Source organism: Kitasatospora sp. NPDC032121, assembly GCF_055580145.1.
This window is the reverse complement of sequence record NZ_JBVILX010000012.1, coordinates 48341-71245: the sequence shown is the minus strand read 5'-3', so window position 1 is coordinate 71245 and position 22905 is coordinate 48341. Positions and strand designations below refer to the sequence as shown.

Here is a 22905-nt window from a genome sequence, read left to right as displayed (position 1 = left end):
CCGACGAGACGAGGAAGGACGACATGGCTGGGACCGTCAAGTGCCTGGTCTGGGACCTGGACGACACCCTCTGGCAGGGCACCCTGCTGGAGGGCGGCGAGGTGCACCTGCCGGACGAGGTGCGCAAGGTGGTGATCGAGCTCGACTCCCGCGGCATCCTCCAGTCCGTCGCCAGCCGCAACGACCACGAGCACGCCTGGGCCCGGTTGGAGGCATTCGGCGTGGCCGAGTACTTCGTCCTGCCGGAGATCGGGTGGGGCGCCAAGTCCGAGTCGGTGCGCCGGATCGCCGATCGGCTGAACTTCGCGCTCACGGCCATCGCCTTCGTCGACGACCGGCCCGCCGAACGCGCCGAAGTGGCCTTCCACCTGCCCGACGTACGGTGCTACCCGGCCGAGCAGGTCCTCGCCCTTCCCGAACTCGCCGAGTTCACCCCCGCGACCAGCACCGTCGACTCCCGGCGGCGGCGCCAGATGTACCAGGCGGGCTTCCGCCGCGAGGCCGAGCGGGCGGCCGCCCCCGGCCCCGACGAGGAGTTCCTGCGCTCCCTGGACCTGCGGATGCGCATCGGCCGGGCCACCGGCGAGGAGCTGTCCCGGGTCGAGGAACTCACCCTGCGCACCAGCCAGATGAACGCGACCGGGGTCCACTACCCGGACGCGGTGCTGCGCGGCCTGATCACCGACCCCCGGCACGAGGTCCTGGTGGTCACCCTCACCGACCGGTTCGGCCCGCACGGCGCGGTCGGCGTCCTGCTGCTGGAGCGGCACCCGGGCCTGTGGCACCTCAAGCTGCTCGCCACCTCCTGCCGGGTCGTCGCCTACGGCGCCGGTGCGACCCTGCTGAACTGGCTGGCCGACGCCGCCGCCCGGTCCGGAGTCCACCTGGTCGCGGACTTCCGGGCGACCGAACGCAACCGGATGATGGAGATCGCCTACCGGTTCGCGGGCTTCGAGGGCCTGGACGAAGCCCCGTGCCCGTGCGCCGCCGTCCTCGCACCAGCTCCGGAGAACACCGGACTCCAGCGCCTGCACCTGGTTCCCGGCCCGCGCGTGGTGTCCACCGTCATGAGCGTGGACGCACCCGACCTGAACGTGCCGGAAGGGGGTCTGGGAACGTCGTGACCGCCGCGGGCCCCGGCGCTCCCGGAGCCCGGCGCTCCCGGGCCCCGGCGCTCCCGGAGCCCGGCGCTCCCGGGCCCCGGCGCTCCCGGAGCCCGGCGCTCCCGGGCCCCGGCGCTCCCGGGGCCCGGCGCTTCCGGGCCCCGGCCCGCCGTCCTCAGCGCTTGCGGACGAGCGTGATCCCGTCGGCCATCACCAGGAGCGACAGCTCCACCCGGGGGTCCTCGTGCAGCACCCGGTTCAGAGCCCGGACCCCGGTGGTCTCCGGGTCCACGGCGGCCGGATCGGCGACCCGGCCGAAGAAGAGGGTGTTGTCGACCACGATCAGACCGCCGGCGCGCAGCAGCGCCAGCGAACTCTCGTAGTAGCGGACGTAATTGGTCTTGTCCGCGTCGATGAACACCAGGTCGAAGCTCTCCGGTCCGCGCTCCGCCAGCAGCGCGTCCAGGGTCGCGGCGGCATCGCCGATCCGCAGGTCGACCCGCGAGTCGACCCCGTCCCGCTTCCAGAAGTCGGCGCCGATGGCCGGCCACCGATCGTCGATGTCGCAGGACACCAGCACCCCGTCGGCCGGGAGGGCGCGGGCCATGCACAGGGTGCTGTAGCCGGTGAAGGTGCCGATCTCCAGAACCGCCCGCGCTCCCGTCAACCCGACCAGCAGGGCGAGCAGTTGGCCCTCCTCCGCCATCACCTGCATGGCGGTCCCGCCCGGCAGGTCCGCGGTGGTCTCCCGCAGCTCCCTGAGTAGATCGTCGTCACGGAGGGAGACCTCCCGGACGTAGGCGAGCAGGTCGCGGGTGGCTGCTGTCTGGTCGGCCATGGCAAGGGGGTCCTCTCGGAGGAGATCGGGTCGAAAAGGATCGGGTCGAAAAGGATCAGGGCGAAGGGGGACCGGACCGCCGGGCGCCCGTCGCCGGGCCGCCGGGGCGGTCACCCGGCGCGCATGTACGGGTGACTGTGCTGCCGTACGGCGACCGCCTGCGCCCGCTCGTGGGCGTAGGCCCGCAGCAGTGCGTCCAGCCGGTAGCGGCCGCCCGTCGGCGCACCCAGCAGATTGGCCTCGACCAGGGCGTCCAGGGCCTCCTCGGCCTGCTCCTCGGAGCAGCCGAACATCACCGCGACCCTACTGCTGGAGACCGAACACGCTCCGGTGGCTCCCAGCGCGGTGAACACCTCGGCCGGCTCGACCCCGGCCGGAGCCGTCCGCCGGAGCCCGGCGTGCTCGGCGTCGAGGCAGGGCCGGACACCGAGGTCGCCCGCGCACAGTTCGTCCAGCAGCTGCGGGGCCTCCGTGAGCCGCTGGGCGAAGTGACCGATGCTCCAGTGCGGGCGCTCCAGCAGCCGGGTCCCCGCGATCCGGATCGCCAGCGGCAGGCCCGCGCAGACCGTCAGCACCGAACGGGCCGCTCGCGGTTCGGCACCGACCCTGGCCGGGCCGACGATGCTGCCCAGCAGCTCCAGCGAGCCGGCCTCGTCCAGCGGGCCGAGCAGAAGGGTGCGCGCCCCCTCCAGATCGGCCAGCAGCCGCCGGCTGGTCACCAGTAGCCTGCTGCCCCCGCTGCCCGGTATCAGCGGCCGCACCTGTGCGGTGCTGGAGGCGTTGTCGAGTACCACCAGCAGACGGCGGTCCGCGGTGAGCGAGCGGTAGAGGCTCTCCCGTTCCGACTCCTCCTCGGGTATCTCGTCCCGGGGCACACCGAGGTCCGCCAGGAACCGCGGCAGCACCGCCCGGGCGGTCAGCGGCCGCGCAGCTCCGCCGAGATCCGCATAGAGCTGGCCGTGCACCGAGGAACCGCGTACGGCGTGCGCCGCGTGCAGGGCCAGCGCGCTCTTGCCGACACCGCCCCGGCCCGTCACCACCGTCGTGGCCACCATGCCCGCGGGCATCGTGCCGGTCGTGAGGAAGTGCTGCAGCTGCGCCAGCGCACCGGAGCGGGCCGACAGCGGCAGTGGCACCGAGGGAAGCTGGGCCGGCCTCGGCCGGCAGGGTCTTTCCCAGGCAGCGGCCGGCACCGGCGCGAGGGCCGCCTCCGGGGCCGTTGCGGGCTGCTCCAGCGGGTCAGGTGTACGAGGCCGGCCGTGGTGGGCCGAGAGGATGCGCCGGTGGACCTCGTGCAGCTCGGCGCTCGGTTCGGCGCCGAGCTGCTCGACGAGCAGCACCCGGGTGCGCCGGTAGAGGTCCAGGGCTTCCGACTGCCGTCCCGAGCGGAACAGCGCCAGCATCAGCTTGCCCACCAGGGCCTCCCGCAAGGGGTGCTTCCGCACCAGCCGTACCAGCTCCGGCACGACCTCGGCGTGCCGCATCAGCGCCAGCTCCGCGTCGAACCGCAGCTCCAAGGTCTGCAGGCGAAGCTCCTGGAGGTAGCAGCCCTCCATGTCGCGCAGCGTCTGCGACGGGATGTCCGTCAGCGGCTCCTCGCGCCACAGGGCGAGCGCCTCGGCCAGCTTGGCGGAGGAGCCCTCCAGGTCTCCGTGCTCGGCCAGCTCCGCCGCGCGCCGACGGAGGGCCGTGAACTGCCCGAGATCGCTCTCGTGCTCGCCGAGTTCGAGGAGGTAGCCGGGTGCCCGGGTGAGGATCCGGGCGGAGGCTTCGCCCAGTGACCGCCGCAGGCGCATCACATAGGTTCGGATGGTCGGGGCGGCACTCGGCGGCGGGGCGCCGTCCCAGACGTACTCGGCGATCCGGTCGACCGAGATCACCCGGTTGGCGTTGAGGAGGAGCGCTGCCATGACCACGCGCTGCCTCGGCGCCGACACGTGCACCTCACGCGCGTTCAGCCGGACGGAGAGCGGACCCAGCAACAGGAAGTTCAACGGAGTCCTCTTCATCACGCGACCGGTGGGCAAGACTGCTCCAGCGTCTTGAGTGGCTGTGTACGGGTCAACGCGGTCCTGTCGTATCTAGATGTATTCCTAGAGTGCGGGTTTTGCGGTCATGCCGGGTTTACGCTGCGCGGCACCATCACGGTGGTCAGGACCAGGCCCGCCCACCACGGCCCACCGGTCGGTGAAACCGATCGCTGCCGCACCGCCGTCGACCGGGGGCGACCCGGCACCGCCGGTGCGGCCCGGAACACCCCCGTACGGGCTCCAGCCGTACGAACGCGTAACGGCCGCCCCGTCAGCGGGAACCACGCCTTGCACACGGACTCCCTGGCACTGAACAGCGCCCGGTCCCAGCCCACCCCGGGCGCCACCCGCCGGCAGCCTTTCAGCGGGGTCCGCTCCGCGGCGACGGTCACCGCGTCGAACACCCCGTCCGGCCACAACGGCTCCCCGCGCTGCCCCACCAGGCACGATGGCGTGCAGCCTTGCCATGAGGTGCCCGCACCTCCTCGGTCGGATCCGCGGTGCGCGGTCCGGCCGGACCGTTGCTGCCGAGTCGGAGCCAGGTAAATCCCACAGGATCGCCCCGCACCGCAACGTTCTCACCATTCACGAAGAGATGGCCGGAATTGAACCCGGACATGAGCGGCCGGGCGCGATCCGATGCGTACTTGCTGAGTTTCCGAGGAGTATGGCACGCTGTCATATGCGGTGCCCGTGACTCGCTCGCCGGTCGCCGCCGATCGGGGCTCCCCGTATTAGCGCGCACCAGACAGCCTGCCGGGTGCGGATGGTGTCCCACGTGATCACCACACCCCGCCCGTCGGCACTGCGCGGATTTCGAAGGGAACGAAGGGCCGATATGACCTCCCTCTCTTTGGACAGCGACCTGTGGTGCCGTCGCTTCCATCCTGCGCCCATGGCCACGCGCCGACTGGTCTGCTTTCCGCACGCCGGCGGCTCGGCGAGTTTCTACCGCCCGGTATCCGCCGCACTGTGTGGCCCGGTCGACCTCCTGGCCGTGCAGTACCCCGGCAGGCAGGACCGCCGGAAGGAAGCCGGGGGCCAGGACCTGCACCGCATGGCCGACGAAGTGTCCGAAGCGCTGCGCCGCTGGGACGACCTCCCGCTGACTCTCTTCGGGCACAGCATGGGCGCGCTCGTCGCTTTCGAGGTGGCCCGGCGGATCGAGCGCGCGGGCGGCCGGATCGAGCACCTCTTCGTCTCCGGCCGCAAGGGGCCGTCCGCGGACCGGCCCGAGCACTCCCACCCACTCGACGACGAGGGCATCGTGGCCGAGGCCAGAGCCATGGGCGGCACCGACGCTCGGTTCCTGGAAGACGAGGAACTGCTGCGGATGGTGCTGCCCGCGCTGCGCGGCGACTACCAGGCCCTGAGGGCCTACCGGGCCGACCGCGAGGCCGCGGTCACCTGCCCGGTCACCGCCGTGGTGGGGGACCAGGACCCCTGGACGCCGGTCCCCGAGGCCGGGCACTGGCGCGACCGCACGATGGGTGCCTTCGACCTCAAGGTCTTCCCCGGCGGGCACTTCTACCTCAGCAGTCGGGCGAACGAGGTGACCGGCATGCTCCGCGACCACCTCACCGGCACGCTGCGCACCTGAGAGCACGGACGACAGGGAAGGGGGGACCGAGAAGTGACACCGTCAGCGACCTCCGAGGAGATCAAGCCCGCGCAGCGGCCGCCGCGGTCCGAGTCCGCCGCCCGTCCGGCGGACGGGGGCCCTGCCCGCGGCGCGGGCGTCCGGCGGCTGACCGCCGTGGACGTCCGCATCCTGGAAGGCGTCGCGGTCGGCATCTCGACCGCCCGGCTGGCGGCATCGCTCTATCTGAGCCCGCAGGGCATCGAGTACCGCATCGGGCTGATGATGCGCCATTTCCAGGCCGCGAACCGGCCCGCTCTGGTCTCCCGGGCGCACTCCCTCGGCGTGTTGAGCGTCGGGACATGGCCACCCCGCGTTCTCCCGGAATTTCTTGAGTCCTAGAAGAGGGCGGGGCGCACTGTTCCCTGATCTCCCCCCGTGGGCTCCCTGCCGGAGGGCGGGTCAAAAAAGTCAATTCCGAAGGCGGAGAATGCACTCCGCCGGTATGCTGGCAGATATTTTCCCAGATCCGGATACCGTATAGATATCGTGCCGCAAGACGGGTTCCCGAGCATCCGGTCGAACGCCGGATTCTGCGGCATTGTGCTGTCGGGCCCATGTCTGCTGCACTATGCCTGGGCCGCACCACCGTCCCCTCCTTTCACACTGATTCACAGGAGTAGTCATGAGTTAGGAGTACCTGTTCGGCGGCGGCGTCGGGACCGAGCCGCACGGCCTGGAGCTCTACCGGACCTACGAGGTCGTGCAGGGCTGGTACGAGCAGGGCTCCGGGTCACCGGGCTGACGGTCGGAGAGATCCTGGAGGAAGACCTCCCGACCGCCCAGGAGGAGCGCCAGAGCGTCGGTACAGTCCGCGAAGCCGCCCTCGCGATCGGCGTACACGACGTACTCGCCTCGTTCAACCTGCGCCCCGCCAGGGCGAGGCGCTGTCGGTCAAACAGATGGTCGACAAGGCGGTCGCCCAGTACGGCCGCGACACCGGGCGGGTCTTCGTCACCGGCCGGCCACGACATGCTCGCCCTCGACGACCGTGCCTGCGGCAAGCGCGGCGAGCCGGCCGTGGTGCACGTCGACCAGGAGGACGGCTTCGCGATCACCCTGCTCGCGGAGACCTTCGAGGACTTCGTCACCGGCCTGGTCGACGAGTCCGTCCACGACACCGCGGAACAGGACCTGCTCGCCGACCTGGCCACGGTGCGCGACGGCAGCTTCTCCCCGGTCCTGCACGCGCCTTCCGCGCGGTCGCGAACGTCCTGCCCGACGCGGACCGGCGACTGCGCGCGCTCGCGGAGGCCGTCGTACACGACAAGGGCTTCTTCGCCATGCACGCCGACCCGCGCTCCCTGCTGATGTACAACTACCTGTTCTGGCTCTTCACCAGTGCCAACCGGGTCGACTCCTTCGAACGGTACGTCAGAACCCCGCCGTAGCACGAGCGTTCCTGTGCGCTCCCGGACGACGAGCTGATGATCGCCTTCGACCTCGGGTCCGAACCGTACGGCTTCCGCACCGCCTCGGGCCACTTCGTCGAGACCACCGCCGGCCACCGGCTGACCCCCGCCGCCGTCACCACCCTGCTCGCCGAACTCGCCACCTTGGCCTGATGCCCGGGAATCCTCCGGGACGACCTTGCGGCCTTCGCGTGATCCCGGACTCCGTCGAGCGGGCGAGGACGTGACGCGAAGGCCGCACCGCGGGATCGCGCCCTTCTCGTTCCCGGCGGCGTCGTACTCGGCCACGATCCACAGTGCGGACTCGGGAGCCGAACCTGCGGCGCTCCGGCCTCGGGGCCGGGCCGGATCCGGGCGGCTCGGTCACTGGTCATGGGGGTGGAACTGCCCCTCGTGTCCTTGCGGACCGACCCGGCCGACGGGACGGTCCCGCCCGGGGCCGGCCGCGGGGGCCGGTGGATCCGGGGCCGGGGCCCGGTCGCCCGACGATCACCGACTCCGCCGCTGCCACGAACGACACCGGGGTGACGGGTCCAAACATGCGGAACGGCGGTGTCCCGATTCTGGCTCGTTTCCCGCACTCGGCGCCCCGTGGCCCCAGCTAGTGCTTGTGGTGGGAGGGATGCGCACCTAGATTCACGACGTGTCGATCCAGTAGCTGAGAGTGGCAGCGGCCTACCGCCGTGAACTCGGTGCCCGGCGGTCCGATCGTGGTGGACAACGCCCTCTTCCCGGTCGGGTGGAGATCCCGCCGCAGGCGATGACCGACGGCGTCCCCCCGGCCTGGAAGAAGCCCCGATCCGTTCCCCGTCCTCTCGACTCCCTCGTGGAAAGGCTCACGCATGACCGCCCTCACCGGACAGCACGAGAACGGCCGGCACGTGAACAGCCCGTCGGACCACGACTCGGACCCGCACGAGACCGACCTGCGCCGGATCCGCGCCCTGATCCTGGCCGCGGACGGGCCCGAGGAGCAGCTTGCGGCGGTGATCAGGTCGGCGGGCGCGGAGCAGACGGCCGCCGACCTGGTGGACGAACTGGTCAGCCGGGCCGACCTGAGCGAGCAACTCGCCGCCGCGGCGGTGGTGGTGCAGTTCGAGCTCGCCTTCGACGGCCAGGTGCTCCGGCACCACGTGCTGGCCGGCCCCAAGGCCGAGCACCGCACCGGGCCGGCCGACGAGCCCAGCGCCACCGTCGAGCTGGACCTGCTCGACCTGGCCCGCGCCGTCTTCGGCGCCCGGCACACCGCAGGCCACCGCACGCCCGGGATCACCTGGCACGGCATCGAGGACATGGCTCGGCTGACGCCCGTGCTGGCGGCCTTCCCGGTCGTCCGGCAGCTGCTCCGCGGCTTGGTGGAACAGCCGCTCGACCTGGCCGAGTTGTCGCTGCGCCACGGTTCGGACAAGTGGGGGCTGCACTACTACACCGAGCACTACGCCCGGCACTTCGCCCCGCTGCGGGATCGGCCGCTCACCGTCCTGGAGCTGGGGATCGGCGGCTACGCCGACCCGGCGGCGGGCGGAGGCTCGCTGCGGATGTGGAAGCGCTTCTTCCGGCGGGGCCTCGTCTACGGGGTCGACGTCTACGACAAGACGGCGCTGCGCGAGCAGCGGATCCACACCGTCCGGGGCGACCAGGCGGACCCGGCCTTCCTCACCGCGCTGGCCGAGCGGATCGGGCCGATCGACATCGTCATCGACGACGGCAGCCACTACTGCCCGGACGTCATCGCCGCCTTCGGCGCGCTCTTCCCGCACGTGGTCCCGGGCGGGCTCTACGTGATCGAAGACCTGCAGACCTCCTACTGGCCGGGCTACGGCGGCAGTTCGGAGCAGCTCGGCGACCCGACCACCAGCATGGGCTTCCTCAAGCAGCTGCTCGACGGCCTCAACCACGAGGAGCACGAGCCGCCGACCGCGCACCGCCCGAGCGGGACCGACCGGACGCTGGCCGGCGCGCACTTCTACCACAACCTGGCGATCCTCGACAAAGGCCGCAACGAGGAGGGCACCCTCCCCGCCTGGATCCCGCGCCGGCCGCTGAGCGCCGAGGAGATCGCGGGCGCCCAGCGGGCCGCCGAGCAGCAGTCCGAGCCGCAGCCCGAGGCCGGCCCGGACCAGGACCCCAGCTGAGCCGCGCGGCCTGCCGCGCCCCTTCTACCTTCCCAAATCGCGCTTCTCGCTTCCCACTTCCCTCGTTCCTCTTCCCGACACCGACGGAGTAGCAGTGAGCCACATCCTGATGGTCAACATCCCGGCCCACGGCCATGTCTTCCCCACTCTGGCGGTCGTCGGTGAACTGGTACGCCGCGGGCACCGGGTCACCTACGCGGCCGTCGACGACTTCGCCCAGGCCCTGGCCGAGGTCGGCGCCGAACACCTGCGCTACGACTCCACCCAGCCGCTGGACAGCGTGGGCGGTCCCGAGAACGGGCGCACCCCGCTGATCTTCCTGGACGAGAACATCGCCATCCTGCGCGCGGTCCAGGAGTGGTTCGGCGACGCCAGGCCCGACGCGGTGGTCTACGACGCCGTGGCCTTCCAAGCCGGCCGGATACTGGCCCACACCTGGGGGCTCCCGGCCGTCCAGTCGACGCCGTTCTTCGCCTCCAACGACACCTACTCCTTCGTGCAGCAGATGATGGAGGCGGACGGCGCGGTCCCGCTCACCGAGGAGGTGATGGTCGAATTCGGCGTCCGGATGGCCGAGTTGCTGGCCTCGCACGGCATCGACGAGCCGGCGCACGAGTTCATGATGCGCACCGAGGGCCTCAACCTCGTCCACGTGCCGCGGTTCTTCCAGCCGCACGGGGACAGCTTCGACGAGCGCTTCGCCTTCGTCGGGCCGTGCCTCGCGGACCGCTCCTTCCTGGGGGAGTGGCAGCCCCCGGCGAGCGGCCTGCCGGTGGCGCTGGTCTCGATGGGGACCGTGCACAACAAGCATCCGGAGTTCTTCCGGCTGTGCGTCGACGCCTTCGCCGAGCTGCCCTGGCACGCCGTCATCTCGGTCGGCAGGGGGATGGACCCGGCCGACCTCGGTCCGCTGCCGGACAACGTCGAGGTCCACCGCTGGGTCTCGCACCTGGCGGTGCTCCGGCACGCCCGGCTGGTGATCACCCACGGAGGCATGGGCGGCGTGCTGGAGTCCCTGGACGCCGGCTGCCCGATACTCGGAGTGCCGTCCTGGCCGGACGTCGCGGCCAACACCGCGCGGGTGGCCGAGCTGGGCCTCGGCCGGGTACTGCTGCCGGCGGAAGCCGACGTGAGCCTGCTGCGGGCCGCGATCACCGAGGTGGCCGCCGACGCGGCCGTGCAGGAGCGGAGCACCGAGGCGCAGCGGCTCACCCGGGAAGCGGGCGGTGCCACCCGCGCCGCCGACGAGATCGAGGCCTACCTGAAGCGCACGACCTGATCCCACCACAGGGCCCGGCGTCCCCGATGAGAAGCGGAACGATCAACGGCCGCCCAGCGGTCCCGGCGGCCCGTCACGCTTCGTTGCCACCGATGACGGGAAGGAGCCGGTGCATCGGGCCGACCCGACTGTCCGGTCCCGCTGCTTCGGGGTCGCCCGCAGGTGTGTCAGTGAGGGGGAGGGGAGTCGCGCCCTTGGGGTCGGCCGGTTCGAGCTCGATGGCCGGCCGCTGGTGCTACGACGCCGCACGGTGTGGTGTGGTGGTGGGGCTGGTCGGTCACAGGCACGGCACCCGGTAGCGGATGCTGCCGCCCAGCCGTCCGACGTGGAAGGCGGCGTCGTAGCACCAGCGGCCGGCCCGTTCGCGGTCGGCGAGTTCGGGCAGTCGGCGCAGCAGGTGCAGCCAGGTGCGTGCGGCTTGCGCGGGGGTGACGGCCGGCAGGCCGTGGGGGCGGAAGTCGCGCATCAGATGGGCGTTGCCCTTGCCGTAGCCGTAGGCCTGTCTGACGAGCGGCCCGAGGCGTTCGCGTTGGTGGTAGCGCATCACCGCGTCGGGTGCGTAGGCGAGGGTGTAGTCGGCGAGGAGCGCGCGCCAGCAGAACTCGACTTCGTCGCCGCCGCCGGCGTAGCTCTCGTCGAATCCGCCCAGGGCGTGGAAGACGTCCGTGCGGACGCCGAGGCTGCAGCCCATCGCGAAGGGCAGGTAGTCCAGTGCGACGGGGAGCCGGTCGCGGGGCTGCGGCGTGCGCCAGGAGCGGGCGTGGTGGTTGGCCGTGGTGTACGGGGCCGGGTAGCCGCCGACGAGGTCGGCGGTACCGGCTGCCCGGGCCATGGCGCGGAGCCATCCGGGTGTCGCGGTGTCGTCGGCGTCGCAGAAGACGAGCACATCGCCCCGGGCGGTGACGGCGCCGGTGTTCCGGGCGTGGTTGATGCCGGCGCGTGCCGCGGCCGCGACGACCCGCAGGCCCGGCAGCCGGTCGGCCCACCGCAGGGCGGTCGCTGCGGTGTCGTCAGTGGATCCGTTGTCGGCGACGACGACCTCCCAGGGGCCGGGGTAGTCCTGCCGGCTGAGCGCGGCCAGTTGGCGGGGGAGGAGGGCGGCGGCGTCGCGGGCCGGGATGATCACGCTGAGCAGCTCGGGTGCGGGCAGGGCGGCGAGCGGGAGCGGCTGTCGGCTCATGATCGTGTCTCCTCCCGCGGCCCGGCCGCCTGTGCGGCGGCGTGCAGCAGCGCCCGGTGCGGTGTGGGCGCCATGTGGGTCTGCGGCCATGCGTGCCGATGACGCCAGGTGTCCCGGTAGCTGCTGACCTTCCCGTTGCGGTCGTCGAGCACGGTGTGGGGGATGCCCAGGAGCAGGCAGAGGAGGTGGGCGTGGAGCCGGTCGGTCACGACGGCCCTGGCACTGCCGAGCAGCTGGCAGCCGCGGCGCAGGTGCAACCGGGCGTGGGCGTCGAATGCGTCGGCCAGGGCGTCGGCCGACCGGGCGGTCGGGCTCCGTCGGAGTGCGTCGGCTGCTGTCCGGGTCGCCAGGCGGACGCCTCGTAGGTCCGCCGGCCAGTCGGGGCCGCCGCCTTCGTCGGCGTTCCAGTCGGTGCGGTGCACCGTACCGTCCGGGGGCGGTTCGGCGTGGGGGGCGGCCTCGTGGTCGGTGCGGCCGAGCCACAGCAGGTGGCGGTGGGGTGTTCCGGCAGCCGGCAGGTCCTGGAGTGCGAAGGCGGAGTCGGGGGCGAGGAGACTGCGGGCCGCGAAGGCGTCGCGGGCCCGGTGCAGGCTGTGGGTGTCGCGCAGCAGGAGCGTCAGATCGGGGTGGGCGTCGAAGACTTCCCGGGCACGGGCGAGGTTCCGCCGGTCGTCGAAGTGCACCGATTGCGGGAGTTGGATGATCCGGTGCCGTGGGAAGGCGCGGATGACCCGTTCCCGCAGCTGCTGGTGGTGGGGCCACAGGTCGCCGAGATTGCCGCCGCCGTGCAGCAGGATCGTGCCGGTCGGCAGGCACCGGGCGAGGTCGTCCTCCGCGAAGGTGTGCCGGTCGCAGAGGTAGGCGAGGTCGGCGCCCAGGTCCCGCAGCAGGGCTCGTTCGCCCAGCCAGATCGCGGAGTCGCCGACGTTGGCGTGGTGGGGGAAGTCCACCAGGGCGCACCGGGTGCCCGCTGCGATCAGTTCGCGGAGCACCGCGGTGGCCTCGGCCCTGGCCAGGGCCCGGGCCGCGGCCGCCGCATCGACGTCCCGTCGGGCGGACACTACGCGCCGCCCTGGGACAACCGCTGTGCGGCGCTGCGGTGGGCTCCTTCCGCGGCCTCGGCGATGTCGTGCCGGCCACGGGCGAGGGCATCCTCGGCGAGCGAGCGCATCGACTCCATCGCGCCCTCCGAGTGCACCGGCACCGTACGGAGCCGGTCGAGGTCGAGCACCCTCGGCAGGGTGCGGCAGCGCTGGAGCGAGCCGGCCATCTCGAAGGCGGCCATGGTCCGCAGGCACTTCTCGCAGATCCCGCAGTTGTGGGCGGGCCGACTCAGCCAGCAGACCCCGAGGTTCTCCCACACCAGGGGTGAGGCGGCGAGGTACCGCTCGACCTTGTCGGTGCGGGTGGCCTCGGCGCCGTCGTGCACGATCTCCAGGCTCTCGGTGGACCACAGGTGGTCCAGCAGCGGGTGGGAACCGAGCGGCGGCAGACGGTTGTACTGGTCGCTGGCGGCGATCAGGCACCGGCCGAGCAGCCCCTGCAGAGCCAGTGCGACGCCGGCCAGCGCGGCCCCGTGGAACTCCTCCCAGTGGACCGAATCGGCGGTGGCGGAACGGACGTTGGTCTCCACCACCACCGCTGCGCAACCGGACTCGGCGGCCACGCGGCGGACTCGGGAGACCAGTCGGTCGTAGTCCGGCCCCCGGTGCCGGTCGAAGTTGGCGTGCACCAACGCGGTGACCGGCCGGTGCCGGGGCCAGCCGCGCCGACCGCCGTCCTTGAGCAGGCTGTAGAAGCAGTCCACCCCGGTGCTGAAGAACAGTCCCACGCCGTCCGCGGACCGCTCCGGCACCGCCTCCTGTGCCGCGTCGAGCCGTACCGGCCGCAGTCGTCCCCACCACGCGTGGTAGATCTCCATCGCGGTCCGGGCCGACCGGAGCAGGCGCGACGAGACCGGGGCGGCGACAGTCAGGTCCTCGCCCAGCGCCATGGCCGGCATCACCAGCGCGGCGAGGAAGGCATCGCCGCGCACCGGCAGCCAGTCGCCGTCGCCCCCGCGCACGATGAAGTACAGCTGGCGCCCCTCAGGCCACGACGCGGTGTGGACGACGGCGGACAGCCGCCAGCCGTCTGCCACTGGGACGCGAACGACGCTGTCAACGAGCACTGGGATCAACTCCTCAGACGATCAACATCGAGTCGCCGAACTCGTGGAAGCGGTACGCGCCGGGCACCAGCTCCCGCCGGTAGACGTCGAGCAACGGCTCGCGGCCCGTGAAGGCTGACGTAAGCAGCAGCTCCGAACTCCTGGGCCGGTGCAGGTTCGTGAGGAACGCGTCGCAGGCGCGGAAGCGGTGCCCCGGGGTGATCCACAGCCGCGTGAAGCCGCCGCCCTCCGTCACCACGCCATCCGCATCGGTCACCGTTTCCAGGGTGCGCAACGCCGAGGTGCCGCACACCACGACCCGGCCGCCCCTCGCCCGGCGGTCGTTGATCGCTTTCGCGGCGGGCGCGGTGACCTCGTAGCGCTCCGCCCGGGGGAAGTCGAAACCTCCGGCCCGGGTGGCACGGTCCACCCGGTCCTCCGCGGCGACGTCGCCGGCACCGCCCTCGGCGACCCGCTGCCGGAACAGCTCGCGGACGAAGTGGTGCGACCGGGCGGCGATCAGCAAGGTCACCTCGGCCACGGCAACTCCCTTGTCCCGCAGCCGGTTCAGGACATCCGGTGTGAAGTGTCTCCCCGCCGAGGGGAAGAGGACGGCCCCGGGGCGCGTGCCGTACACGTTCTGGTAGTACTCCGGGTCGGCGGGCACCTGTTCGAGGTACCCGGGGTAGATCGGCTCCGCCAGCCGGTAGAGCGTCTCGCCGTCACCGGGGGTGAGCCGGATCTCCCAGACACCGGGATCGGCCTCGGCCACCAGGCGCCCCGTGACCTGGCGTTCGGGCCCCAGACGGAACACGGCACCCGGCGTGCAGACCGCGGCCGGCGCCACCAGGCAGTGCCACCCGCCGTCCTCGCGCGGCGAGTGGATGCTCACCGCGACGACTCTGCCTTCGTCGTCCTCCCCGTACAGCAGGGTCGGCACCACCCGCGCGTTGTTCAGCACGAGCACGTCCTCGGACCCGAAGTACGCGTCGATGTCGCGGAAACTGCGATGCTCCACCCGCGTCGTGCCGCGCCTCAGCACGGCCAGCCGCGCGTCGCACCGCTCCCCGCCGCGCGCCTCGGGCGGCTCCTGGGCCACCAACTCACCGGGCAGGTCGAACGCGTAGTCATCAGGGTCGTCAACGGTTCGCGGAGGCTCCACCATGCGACTCTCCCGTCCTCAGCAGCGGCGCCTGCGTCACCGGGCCCGGGCCCGACGGCACACTTCGGTACCGCTGGGACGACACGGGGAGGCCGACGACGCGCCCTGCGCGTGAACACCCTTGGCAGAGGCCGGGAACCGGGCGTTCTGCCCAGCGGCTCGGCGCCCACCGACTGCGGAGAAGCCGACGGCTGACGTCCGCCGACTGGACCCGCCACCCCACGCTATGGGGCCATAGCCCGGTTGTCGTCCGCGCACCGCCCGATCGGGTGACCCTGCCCATGGATCGATCGCACGGACGTCCCCCACCGTGCGGGATCGATCCCCGTCACCGGCTGCTCCTGGACAGCGGGAACGCGGCGACGCGGCCGGAACCGCCGGGTTGCGGCCCGTCTGAGGCACGCTATGGACTGAGGTATGACCACCCGCACCCTGTACCTGATCGGTTGCGCCGCCCCGCCCGTGCGCGATATCGGCGTCGGCGTCCGGGCTGCCCGAGCGGCCGACTGGGACGTGTGCCTCATCCTCACCCCTACCGCGCGCCAATGGGTGGACCAGGACTTCCCGGGCCTGATGGAGGAGCTCCACGAGCTCACCGGCCACCCGGTGCGCCACCAGTTCGACCTCCCCTCGCAGTCGGGCCGGGCGCCTTCGCCCGACGCCCTCCTCGTCGCGCCGCTGACCGCCAACACGCTCAACAAGTGGTCCGCCGGGACCTGTGACACCCTCGCGCTCGGCGTGCTGACCGAAGGGATCGGTCTGCGCCTGCCCATCGTCGCGCTGCCGCACTTCAACACGGCCCTGGCGGCGCACCCTGCCGTCCGACGCAGCGTCGCTGTCCTGCGGGACGAGGGGGTGACGGTGCTCCTCGGCGAGAACGGCTTCACGCCCCACCCGCCTGAACAGGGAAATATCGCCGCCTATCCGTGGGCGACCGCCGTCGCCGCCCTACCGAAGAGGAGGTGACCGACGACACGCCGCTCCGCCCTCCCGAAGGCGGGTCCACGGCAACAGGACCGCCCACCGAGCGCCGCCACGATCCGGCGAATCGTCGGCCTGGTCTGCCCCGGCGGCCCGGCCGGCGCCGATCCCGCAGGCTCGGACTCGATCGCCGTGGACGGCAAGGCCGCCCGTGGCTCCCGACACGGCGAGTTGCCCGCCGCCCACCTGCTGGCCGCGATGACCGGCGACGGCCCTGTTCGCGTGGTACCGACCCCCCTTCACTCTCAGTCTTCGTCCGATGACAGCACCGGGACAACCCGTTGCCTGTTGTCGGCTTGCGAGACACCGGACAACAGCCCCTGACCTGCGCGGACGCGGGGGACGGAGTGGCTGGTGAGGGCCTCAGCGCCCCGGCGGCGGGTCCGGCGGCAGCGTCATCCGGAGCAGTGAACCGCTCGGCGGTTCGGAGGCGACGCTGAGGCCGCCGCCGTGGCCCTCGGCGACGGCGCGCGCGATGGCCAGGCCGAGCCCGGTGCCGGGGCGGCCCGAGATGCGGGGGTGGCCGCTTCCGTCGTCGGCCCGGGAGCGGGCGAAGCCGATGCCGCCGTCCTCCACCTCCATTACGGCGCCGTCGCGGGTGGCGCGGCAGCGCAGGGCGATGGTGTCCCCGTCCGCGGTGAACTTCACGGCGTTCTCCACCAGGGCGTCCAGGGCGGCCTCCAGACGGGACTCGTCGCCGTGCACCGGGACGGAGGGCGCGTCCAGGACCCAGTCCCGGTCCGAGGCCGGCCGCCACCGCTGGGCCGTGCGCCGCAGCAGGGCGCCGAGGTCGACGGGGGCCCGGTCGAAGGTGGCGGGCTCGTAGGCGTCGGCCAGCACCAGCAGCCTCCCCGCGAGGCCGGCGAGTTTGTCGAGTTCGTCCACCACCACGTCGAGGTCGTCCCGGCTCTCCGGGGTCGCCAGCTCGCCCCGGACCATCTCCGCGTAGCAGCGGGCCACCGTGATCGGGGTGCGCATCTCGTGCGAGCAGTTGCGTACGAACAGCTCCTTGACCTCCTGGGCGCGGCGCTCGCGTTCGACGAGGTCCTGGGTCTGGGCGAGGGCGGCGGCCCGTCGTCGGACGTGCCAGACCATGCTGAGGAAGACCAGTGCCATCAGCGGCACTTCGGCGAGTTCGTCCCACTCGGCGTGACCCTGTGCGACGAACCGGCCCAGCGCGGCGCCGGTGACCAGGGTGACCGAGGCCAGGGCGGCGGCGGTGCGGCGGGCGGACCAGTTCTGGAGGCCGTAGACGATGGACATGCTGATCCACACCAGGTGGAACACCAGGGTTTCGAGGGCGGGTTGGACGAGCAACAGCAGCTGGGCGCACCCGGCGAACAGCACCCATCCGGCGAACAGCAGCCGCCGCCCGCGCTCAGCCGGCACTGAAGGCGTACCCGACGTTGCGCACCGTCTCGATGACCGGCCGGGGCACCTTGCCGCGGATCCGGCGGACCGTCGCGTCGACCACGTTGCTTCCGAGGTCGTCGGTGTGGCCCCAGACGCCCGCCAGGAGTTCGCGTCGGCTGCACACCTCGCCCGCCCGCCGCATCAGATGGCCGAGCAGCATGAACTCGCGGTGGGACAGCGGCACTTCGCGCCCGCCGAGGCTGAGTGCCTGCCGGTCGAGGTCGAGGGTGGCCGGCCCGACGTGGAGCCACCGCTGGGCGGCACCGGCGGCGGGGGTGCGGAGCCTGGTGCGGACGCGCTCGACCAACTCCACGGTGGCGAAGGGCTTGCCGAGGAAGTCGACGGCTCCGAGCCGCAGGCAGCGGACCCGGGTGGCGACGTCCATCACGGCGGACAGGACGAGGACCCGCTGGTCGGGCTGCCGCTCGAAGGCGCGCCGCATCACCTCGAAGCCGTCGAACCCCGGCAGCATCAGGTCGAGCACGACCAGGTCGTACTCGCCGTCCCACAGGCGCTGGACGGCCTCCGGGCCGGTTCCCGCGCCGTCGACGAGATGGCCGTCCGCCTCCAGCGTGCGATGGAGGTAGGTGCGCAGCCGCGCTTCGTCCTCGACGACTAACAGCCGGGCCATGGTGGGCTTCCGTCTCCTCCCCTGCCGTACTCGCCCCTCTCGGGGTGCGTCAGATCCTATAAGCGCTTCACCTCTCATGACAGCTTGATGAGAGGCCTGTCATCTTCGCCCCGCTCCCGATGGTTCGGCCACAAGCTTGTCGCGCGCGCGTCACCCTGGCGCGCAAGCGGGGGCGGATCAGTCGAGGTGAGAGGAAAGGTGTGTTCACCACACAGGCCGTGTTCACCACACGGGCAATGAGAACGTTGGCGCGCCGCAGACGGCGCACCGTCGCCATGGCCGGCGTCGGGACGATGGTGGCGGCCCTGCTGGGGCTGCCTCCGGCGCCGCTCCAGCAGGTCCAGGAGGCCGCCGCCACCGGCGGACCGAGCAGCGCGACGGACGGGACGAAGACACCGCACTACTTCGGACCGTGGGGCAACTGGGCCAACAGCCCGCTGACCCAGTCGAAGGCCGAGGTGTCCATCGCGTCCACCGCCATGCCGGTCGGAAACCCGCTGGTCGACCGGGCGTTCGCGACGGACTTCGCGACGCCGCCGGGCACGCTCGGGCCGGTCCTCGTCGTGCTGGGCGGCTCCCCGCTGCCCGCCGGCACCCTGAAGAGCTTCCAGACCTGGAACCAGGCCAAGCCGGCCGGCAGCCCCTCGGCCTCCGAGGGCGGGCTCTTCCACGCCTACGTGCTGCGGCCGACGGGCGAGCCTGACGCCTACACCGTGGTGGCGGACAGCGGGCCGAAGACGGTGCCCAAGCCGAGCGCGGCCGCCGGGGAGGTCGCGACCTACGAGGTCCCCGACGTCGCCGTGCAGTCCGGCGACCTCATCGGCTTCTACGGCCAGGGAGTCCCGGTCGACACCGGGGTCGGCGCCGCCACCGACGCGTTCCTGTACCCGGCCGGTGTGGACGGCACCACGAACCCGCCGACCAACGTGCCGCCGGCCGCGGGCGGCACGGTGACGCTGGGGTCGGGCGCCTACCCGCGCTACCCGGCGCAGGACCGGACGTACTCCTTCGGGGCGCAGGTGCTCCCGGCGAGCACCGGGACGGGCGCCACCGCGACGGCCACCGTGGACCCGCGCACCGGCGGCATCGCGAGCATCGAGGTGACCTCGCCCGGGCGGCACTACACCCCGGGCGCGACCTCCGTCACCATCGCGGGCGGCAGCACGGCGGCGACCGCGAAGGCCACCGTCAAGGCGACCGGGGCCGTGGTCGGCCTCACCGTCGACGCGGGCGGCAGCGGCTACGGCGGCTTCGCCGTCGGCATCTCCGGCGGTGGCGGCAACGGCGCCACCGCGACGGCCTCCGGCGGCGTGGACGCCGTGGCGGTCACCGACGGCGGGTCCGGCTACACGATGCCGACGGTCGACTTCGACCTCCCCGACGACCCGAACGGCACGGCGGCCAAGGGCCACGTCGACCCGGCCGACCTCACCGCCGAGGGCAAGGTCACCAAGGTGACCGTCGACGAGCCGGGCAGCGGCTACAGCGGCGCACCCGGCGTGGTGATCCGCAACGGGACGCTCGCCGCCCCGATCAACGGCGCGACGAAGGCGACGGCCACCGCGAGCCTGAAGCTGGTCGCGGTCACGGTGGACAAGATCGGCTCCGACTACGACGCGGCGCCCGCCGTCACCGTCACCGACCCCACCGGCCGGGGCGGCACCGGGGCGACCGCGACGGCCGTGACCGACCGCGGCGCGATCAGCGGGATCGAGGTCACCAGCGCGGGGGCCGGCTACCTCACGGTCGGGATGAAGAAGTTCCAGGACACCCTGCCGCTGACCTGCAACCCCGGGACGGACGGCACCGGCTGCCCCGACGTCGCGCAGTCGCAGGCGCCGACGACGAAGCCCTCGGAGAAGTTCATCCCGGTCGCCGTACCGGAGTCCGTCACCACCAGCGGCAAGCCGGCCGACGAGTACGTCATCGGCCTGGTGCAGTACCTCACCCGGTTCTCCTCCGACCTGCCGCCGACCCTGGTGCGCGGCTACGTCCAGCTGTCGACGGACGCGGTGCCCGGCCGCAAGGTCCCGCTCTACAACGAGCTGATGGACGGCACCCGGCAGCCGCTGCCGTACACCGGGGTGACCTCCCCGCAGTGGATGGGCCCGCTGCTCGCCGCGACCAAGGACCGGCCGGTGCGGATCGTGTTCCGCAACCTGCTCCCGAAGGGCGCCGACGGCAACCTGTTCCTGCCGGTGGACAGCAGCGGCATGGGCGCCGGCATGGTCCCGATGACGATGCCGCCGCCGAAGAACGACGGCACCGTCACGGACGAGGTGCGCAACCCCTCGTGCACCGACGACAAGTCCGGCTGCTTCACCGACAACCGGGCCACGCTGCACCTGCACGGCGGCGTCACGCCGTGGATCAGCGACGGCACCCCGCACCAGTGGATCACCCCGGCCGGTGAGAGCACCTCGTGGCCGCAGGGCGTCAGCGTGCAGAACGTGCCGGACATGGTGGACAACAGCGGCGCGGTGCTCTGCGGGGCGAAGGACGACGGCTGCTCGACCTTCTACTACACCAACCAGCAGAGCGCGCGGCTGATGTTCTACCACGACCACAGCTACGGCATCACCCGGCTGAACGTGTACGCCGGCGAGGCCGCGGGCTACACCATCACCGACGACACCGAGAAGGCACTGGTCGCCGGCGGCACCATCCCGGACGCGCCCGACACCATCCCGCTGCTCGTCCAGGACCGCACCTTCGTGCCGGACGACGCCCAGCTCAAGGACCGCAAGGACGCCGACGGCAAGACCGTCTCCTACGGCCAGGACCCGACCTGGGACACCAAACGCTGGGGCGGCAAGGGCAGGTTCTGGTACCACCACGTCTACATGCCCGCGCAGAACCCGGGCGATCCGTCGGGCATGAGCTCCTACGGACGCTGGATGTACGGGCCGTGGTTCTGGCCGCCGGCCGGGGACACCAAGTTCGGGCCGATCGCCAACCCGTACTACGACCCGAAGTGCAAGCTGGACGACCAGGCGACCTGGCAGTACCAGAGCGCCCCGTACTGCGAGCCGGAGCAGATCCCCGGCACGCCGAACATCTCGATGGGCATGGAGCAGTTCAACGACACGCCCATCGTCAACGGGGTCGCCTACCCGAAGGTGACGCTCCAGCCGAAGACCTACCGGATGCGGCTGCTCAACGCCGCCAACGACCGGTTCTTCAACTTCCAGTGGTACAAGGCCGATCCGAAGCAGGGCGACGGCACCACCGAGGTGGCGCTGAACGCCGACGAGCTGGCCGCCGCGCAGACCGACCCGAACGTGTCACCCACCCCGGCGGACGCCAACAACGACGCCGCCGGGCCGGACTGGATCCAGATCGCCAACGAGGGCGGCTTCCTGGCCGCCCCGGCCGTCATCGACGGCCAGCAGCCGACGACCTGGATCACCGACCCGACCCGCTTCGACGTCGGCAACGTGGACAAGCACTCGCTGACCGTCGCCCCGGCCGAACGCGCCGACGTGCTGGTCGACTTCTCGAAGTTCGCGGGCAAGACGCTGATCCTCTACAACGACGCGCCCGCGGCCTTCCCGGCCCGCATCTCGTCGTACGACTACTACACGGGCGGCCCCGACCTCACCGGGAACGGCGGCGCGCCGAAGACCCTGCCGGGGTACGGTCCCAACACCCGCACCGTGATGCAGGTGACCATCGCGGACACGGCCCCGGCCCCGGCCTTCAACCTGGCCAAGCTGCAAGCCGCGTTCAAGCACCACGCGGACGGCTCGGGCGTCTTCGAGTCCGGGCAGAACCCGGTGATCGTCGGGCAGGCGGCCTACAACTCGGCGTACGGCACGAGCTTCGCGGCCAGCAGCAACTGCAACGTCAAGAACAGCACCGTCAAGAACTGCGACGGCCTGGTCCGGGTGAACGACACGTCGACCTTCGGCTTCAACACGCTCAAGGCGCCGACCGTCAAGACGTCGATGCCGCTCCAGCCGAAGGCCATCCACGACGAGATGAACGCCTCGACCTTCGACGAGTACGGCCGGATGTCGGCCAACCTCGGCGTCGAGGCCTCGCCGCCGACGCCGGGGGCGCAGAACGTGACGCTGTACCCGTACATCAACCCGCCGACCGAGCTGATCGACGGCACCGCCCTGCCCAGGGCGGACATGAAGGTGACGCCGATCAGCACCACCGAGGACGGGACGCAGATCTGGCGGTTCACCCACAACGGGGTGGACACCCACCCGATGCACTTCCACCTCTACGACGTCCAGGTCCTCAACCGGGTGACCTGGGACAACATCGTCATCAAACCGGACGCCAACGAGCTGGGCTGGAAGGACACGGTGCGGATGAGCCCACTGGAGGACACGATCGTCGCGCTGCGGCCGACCGTGCCGACGGTGCCGTTCGAAGTGCCGAACTCCGTCCGGCCGCTGGATCCGACCATGCCGCTCGGCAGTACGGCGATGTTCAACAACACCGATCCGCAGGGCAACCCGACGGCGGCCATCGTCAACCGGCTGGTCAACTTCGGCTGGGAGTACGTCATCCACTGCCACATCCTCAGCCACGAGGAGATGGACATGATGCGTCCCCAGCTGCTGGCGCTGCCGCCGACGAAGGCGACCGGGCTCGGCTCGACCGTCATGGGCAGCGGCGACAACGCCCGGATCCGGCTGGACTGGCAGGACAACTCGATCAACGAGACCGGCTTCGTCATCCAACGATCGAGTGATGGCGGCACCACCTGGGTTGACGTCGGCACGGTCGATTCGCCCCTGGACCAGCCGAACACCCACGGCACCCGCTCCTTCGTCGACCTGTCGGCGTCGGTGACCACGCCGTACCTCTACCGGGTGGCCGCGCTCAACGCTGTCGGATACGGCGGCGAGTTCCCGGGCATGACGGTGAAATCGGTGTCGGACCCGCTCCAGGTGACCCCGGCGCCCTGACCGGTCGATCGCGCACGACGGGAGGGCG

At 71.8% G+C, this 22905-nt stretch carries 17 protein-coding genes and 1 pseudogene; 10 read left to right on the top strand and 8 right to left on the bottom strand.

Going from position 1 to position 22905, the window contains the following annotated elements; translation table 11 throughout:
- The first annotated feature begins 23 nt into the window (after window positions 1-23).
- Window positions 24-1124 carry an HAD-IIIC family phosphatase gene (locus ACZ5OX_RS26525; protein WP_465633548.1) on the top strand — a complete coding sequence of 367 codons (1101 nt, stop codon included), beginning with the start codon at window positions 24-26 and terminating at the stop codon, window positions 1122-1124.
- A gap of 154 nt (window positions 1125-1278) precedes the next feature.
- Here the strand turns inward: ACZ5OX_RS26525 and ACZ5OX_RS26520 are convergent, their stop codons facing one another.
- Together ACZ5OX_RS26520 and ACZ5OX_RS26515 are read right to left on the bottom strand one after the other, a co-directional pair.
- Window positions 1279-1941: a class I SAM-dependent methyltransferase gene (locus tag ACZ5OX_RS26520; RefSeq protein ID WP_465633546.1), complete on the bottom strand. Its 663-nt coding sequence runs from the start codon at window positions 1939-1941 to the stop codon at window positions 1279-1281.
- A gap of 110 nt (window positions 1942-2051) precedes the next feature.
- On the bottom strand, window positions 2052-3950 hold the full coding sequence (locus ACZ5OX_RS26515; RefSeq protein ID WP_465633544.1) for an AfsR/SARP family transcriptional regulator: 1899 nt from the start codon (window positions 3948-3950) through the stop codon (window positions 2052-2054).
- Window positions 3951-4809: 859 nt separating this feature from the next.
- On the opposite strand from ACZ5OX_RS26515, the gene ACZ5OX_RS26510 reads away from it, so the two are divergent.
- The 7 genes and pseudogenes from ACZ5OX_RS26510 (at window position 4810) to ACZ5OX_RS26480 (ending at window position 10436) form a co-directional block, all read left to right on the top strand.
- Window positions 4810-5571 (top strand): thioesterase II family protein, encoded by a 762-nt coding sequence (locus tag ACZ5OX_RS26510; RefSeq protein ID WP_465633543.1) that lies wholly within the window; start codon window positions 4810-4812, stop codon window positions 5569-5571.
- Window positions 5572-5727: 156 nt separating this feature from the next.
- On the top strand, window positions 5728-5952 hold the full coding sequence (locus ACZ5OX_RS26505; protein WP_380542633.1) for a helix-turn-helix domain-containing protein: 225 nt from the start codon (window positions 5728-5730) through the stop codon (window positions 5950-5952).
- 298 nt (window positions 5953-6250) lie between these two features.
- Window positions 6251-6486 (top strand): annotated as a pseudogene (locus ACZ5OX_RS26500) (ACP S-malonyltransferase); the annotation flags it as partial.
- A 96-nt stretch (window positions 6487-6582) separates the two neighbouring features.
- A complete protein-coding gene (locus ACZ5OX_RS26495) occupies window positions 6583-6921 on the top strand; it encodes a hypothetical protein (protein WP_465633541.1) in 339 nt (112 codons plus the stop codon).
- 116 nt (window positions 6922-7037) lie between these two features.
- Complete coding sequence (locus tag ACZ5OX_RS26490; protein ID WP_465633539.1) at window positions 7038-7175, top strand: hypothetical protein; 138 nt, start codon at window positions 7038-7040, stop codon at window positions 7173-7175.
- A gap of 689 nt (window positions 7176-7864) precedes the next feature.
- Window positions 7865-9157, top strand: coding sequence for a hypothetical protein (locus ACZ5OX_RS26485; protein ID WP_465633537.1), 1293 nt, complete (start codon window positions 7865-7867; stop codon window positions 9155-9157).
- A gap of 94 nt (window positions 9158-9251) precedes the next feature.
- Window positions 9252-10436: a macrolide family glycosyltransferase gene (locus ACZ5OX_RS26480; protein ID WP_465633535.1), complete on the top strand. Its 1185-nt coding sequence runs from the start codon at window positions 9252-9254 to the stop codon at window positions 10434-10436.
- A 277-nt stretch (window positions 10437-10713) separates the two neighbouring features.
- Here the strand turns inward: ACZ5OX_RS26480 and ACZ5OX_RS26475 are convergent, their stop codons facing one another.
- Genes ACZ5OX_RS26475 through ACZ5OX_RS26460 form a run of 4 tightly spaced genes read right to left on the bottom strand, consistent with a single transcriptional unit; the run spans window position 10714 to window position 14930 of the window.
- A complete protein-coding gene (locus ACZ5OX_RS26475; protein WP_465633533.1) occupies window positions 10714-11616 on the bottom strand; it encodes a glycosyltransferase family 2 protein in 903 nt (300 codons plus the stop codon).
- Entirely contained in the window at window positions 11613-12677 is a 1065-nt protein-coding gene (locus tag ACZ5OX_RS26470; RefSeq protein WP_465633532.1) for a polysaccharide pyruvyl transferase family protein, read from the bottom strand. Before ACZ5OX_RS26470 ends, ACZ5OX_RS26475 begins: the two co-directional genes overlap by 4 nt.
- Complete coding sequence (locus ACZ5OX_RS26465; protein WP_465633530.1) at window positions 12677-13786, bottom strand: hypothetical protein; 1110 nt, start codon at window positions 13784-13786, stop codon at window positions 12677-12679. Before ACZ5OX_RS26465 ends, ACZ5OX_RS26470 begins: the two co-directional genes overlap by 1 nt.
- Window positions 13787-13799: 13 nt before the next feature.
- A complete protein-coding gene (locus tag ACZ5OX_RS26460) occupies window positions 13800-14930 on the bottom strand; it encodes an S-adenosylmethionine:tRNA ribosyltransferase-isomerase (protein ID WP_465633528.1) in 1131 nt (376 codons plus the stop codon).
- A 414-nt stretch (window positions 14931-15344) separates the two neighbouring features.
- Here ACZ5OX_RS26460 and ACZ5OX_RS26455 point away from each other — a divergent pair, with 414 nt between their 5' ends.
- Window positions 15345-15893 (top strand): flavoprotein, encoded by a 549-nt coding sequence (locus tag ACZ5OX_RS26455; RefSeq protein WP_465633526.1) that lies wholly within the window; start codon window positions 15345-15347, stop codon window positions 15891-15893.
- A 378-nt stretch (window positions 15894-16271) separates the two neighbouring features.
- Here the strand turns inward: ACZ5OX_RS26455 and ACZ5OX_RS26450 are convergent, their stop codons facing one another.
- A complete protein-coding gene (locus ACZ5OX_RS26450; RefSeq protein WP_465633524.1) occupies window positions 16272-17297 on the bottom strand; it encodes a sensor histidine kinase in 1026 nt (341 codons plus the stop codon).
- On the bottom strand, window positions 17287-17952 hold the full coding sequence (locus tag ACZ5OX_RS26445; RefSeq protein WP_465633522.1) for a response regulator transcription factor: 666 nt from the start codon (window positions 17950-17952) through the stop codon (window positions 17287-17289). Before ACZ5OX_RS26445 ends, ACZ5OX_RS26450 begins: the two co-directional genes overlap by 11 nt.
- 236 nt (window positions 17953-18188) lie before the next feature.
- On the opposite strand from ACZ5OX_RS26445, the gene ACZ5OX_RS26440 reads away from it, so the two are divergent.
- A complete protein-coding gene (locus ACZ5OX_RS26440; RefSeq protein ID WP_465633520.1) occupies window positions 18189-22877 on the top strand; it encodes a multicopper oxidase domain-containing protein in 4689 nt (1562 codons plus the stop codon).
- Window positions 22878-22905: the final 28 nt, after the last annotated feature.